This window comes from Bradyrhizobium sp., from assembly GCF_049798375.1.
GTDB lineage: Bacteria > Pseudomonadota > Alphaproteobacteria > Rhizobiales > Xanthobacteraceae > Bradyrhizobium.
The window spans coordinates 1-1782 of sequence record NZ_JBARGP010000618.1; the positions used below are offsets into that span (position 1 = coordinate 1).

Below are 1782 nucleotides of genomic sequence, written 5' to 3' on the forward strand. Positions count from 1 at the left end.
CAGGATGCGCGGCGGCACTTCATAAGCGAGACCGGCGATGCCGCACAGCGCAGCCTCGACACCCTCGGCAATCTCGGCGCGCATGCCGAGCGTCCGCGCCGCATTGGCGAGATCGCCCGGTGCCATCGCATTCTGATCGAGGATCGGCACCACGATGATATGGCGCGTCAATCCGGCGAAGTTGCCAAGGAACGCCACCGCGTCCTTGTTTGCCATCATACCGACGATGACGACCAGCGGACGCGACACCCGCTCCTCGAGATCGCCGAGCGCTGCGGCGATAACGCGGCCTCCATCGGCATTGTGGCCGCCGTCAAGCCAGAGCTCGCATCCATCGGGCCCGAGCGCGGTCAGCGCACCGGCCGACAGCCGCTGCATCCGCGCCGGCCATTCCGCGCTGACGATGCCGGCCTCGAACGTGCCTGCCGCAAGCTTGAAATTGCCGACGGCGCGCAGGGTCGCGATCGCAAGCCCGGCATTGCTGAACTGATGCCGGCCGAACAGTTTGGGTGCGGGAAGATCCAGGAGCCCGCGGTCGTCCTGATAGACCAGCCGACCGCGCTCGACATTGACATGCCAGCTCTCGCCCGACGCGAAGAGTGGCGCGCGCATGCGCTTGGCCTGCTGCTCGATCACCGCCATGGCATCCGGCTCCTGCTCGGCAGAGATCACCGGCACGCCCCGTTTGATGATGCCCGCCTTCTCTGCGGCGATCGATGCAAGCGAGCTTCCGAGGAAATCCATGTGGTCCATGCTAATAGACGTCAGCACGCACGCCACGGGCTGATCGACCACATTGGTTGAATCGAGTCGGCCGCCGAGCCCCACCTCGAGCAACACCACATCGGCCGGATGCCGCGCGAACAAATCAAACGCGGCGATGGTCTTGATCTCGAAGAAGGTGATCGCGCCGCCGGCATTGACCTGCTCACACCGCGTCAGCACGTCGAACAGTTCGTCGTCGTCGACGAACGTGCCGCCGCCGACCTTGCCGAGCCGATAGCTCTCGTTGATCCGCACCAGCCAGGGCGAGGTGAAGACGTGGACGCGCAGGCCCGCCGCCTCGAGCATGGCCCTGAGATAGGCGACCGTGGAGCCCTTGCCGTTGGTGCCGGCGACATGGATCACCGGCGGCAGCTTGCGCTCGGGGTGATCGAGCTGCGCCAGCAGCCGATGCATCCGCTCCAGCCCCAGCTCGATCTTGCCCGCATGCAGCGCGGAAAGCCGCGCGATTAGCTCGTCAAGCGGCGATCGGGGACGGGGCGCGAGAGCGTTCACGCAGACGGCGCGACCGAGGGCGCGTCGGTGCTGGCAACCGCCTGCGTTGGCGGCGGCGACAATTGCGGCGCTGCTGTCTTGACGGGCTCGACTGCGGCCTGCTTGGTCAGGATGCGGCAGAGCCGCGCCAAGGTCGGGCGCAAATCGTGACGGTGCACGACCATGTCGACCATGCCGTGATCGCGCAGATATTCGGCGCGCTGGAAACCCTCCGGCAGCTTCTCGCGGATGGTCTGCTCGATCACGCGGGCGCCGGCAAAGCCGATCAGCGCGCCCGGCTCGGCGATGTGGACATCGCCCAGCATGGCGTAGGAGGCCGTGACGCCGCCCGTAGTCGGATTGGTCAGCACCACGATGTAGGGTTTGCGCGCTTCGCGCAGCATCTGGATCGCGACCGTGGTGCGCGGCATCTGCATCAGCGACAAGATGCCCTCCTGCATGCGGGCGCCGCCGGAGGCCGCGAAGACGATGAAGGGCGCGCTCTTCTCGACCGCAAGCTCGAGC

2 protein-coding genes are annotated in these 1782 nt (G+C 66.8%); both read right to left on the reverse strand.

Annotated features, from left to right (window positions below; genetic code table 11):
• Window positions 1-1278: bifunctional folylpolyglutamate synthase/dihydrofolate synthase (locus tag WA702_RS24615; RefSeq protein WP_425113152.1), on the reverse strand; the 1278-nt coding region annotated here is incomplete at its 3' end.
• On the reverse strand, window positions 1275-1782 hold a 508-nt coding region (locus WA702_RS24620; protein WP_425113153.1), incomplete at its 5' end, for an acetyl-CoA carboxylase carboxyltransferase subunit beta. The genes WA702_RS24615 and WA702_RS24620, both read right to left, overlap by 4 nt.